Here is a 729-nt window from a genome sequence, read left to right on the forward strand (position 1 = left end):
AACGTATGGCGTTATGGTGCTGTAGGTTAACTGTCCTTAAATCCAGGCTTACCGTTCCTGGCGCGCCACTCTTTTACTTCTTTTATGACACCTTCTGGCGAGTCTTCGCGATCTTTGCGTGGATAACAAAGAAGATCGGAGCCATCAGGATGTTCCGTCAGTCGCTCAAATTCATCAACTAATGCATCTTGTTCTTTTTCGGTTATTCCTTCAGCCAGCCAAATTTTCCAGACAAAATCCAAAAATTCCTGTTCCGTATANGATTTTAATATACTACATAGGTGTTGTTATCCTCCAATCATCAACAGTATAAATGATTTCTGTATATGATAAATCTTGAAATTTTGTACGCTTCAGACCTTTCGTTGCGGGCTGTACCATGACTGGTGTTTTACTATTTTTAATACGCATTTTAATTTTACATTCAGTAAATAATAAACAGGAAATGCAGAAATAGTAGTGAATCAAATTTAATTAGTAAACGCCACCATAATGATGGCGTTTGATGGCAGGCTCATGTGATTTTTATGTCCATTCTGGGGGGCGCCCGGGAAGAAACCAGACCGCGCCGCCAGGGCAGCTATCATAAAAAAACCAAGTGCCATCGTCCATTTCACCTTCATTTTTTGGAAATTTCCGACGGAAAAGAGATATTTGCTCTTTGATATTACCTTCTAAAAAAACGCCATCCTTTTCTAATTTAATGCGCCCTTCCTGAAGCAGTTTTTC

General features: G+C 39.6%; 2 protein-coding genes. Both read right to left on the minus strand.

All coding sequences use genetic code 11. The features are described from left to right. Nucleotides 1-26: 26 nt before the first annotated feature. Nucleotides 27-272, minus strand: a complete 246-nt coding sequence (locus FKM52_RS21470) for a bacteriocin immunity protein (RefSeq protein WP_141178115.1) — start codon at nt 270-272, stop codon at nt 27-29. A gap of 253 nt (nt 273-525) precedes the next feature. Then, a partial coding sequence (locus tag FKM52_RS21475) for a DUF596 domain-containing protein (protein ID WP_141178116.1) occupies nt 526-729 on the minus strand: 204 nt, incomplete at its 5' end.

It is taken from the genome of Mixta tenebrionis (assembly GCF_006517625.1).
Taxonomy (GTDB): Bacteria; Pseudomonadota; Gammaproteobacteria; order Enterobacterales; family Enterobacteriaceae; genus Mixta; species Mixta tenebrionis.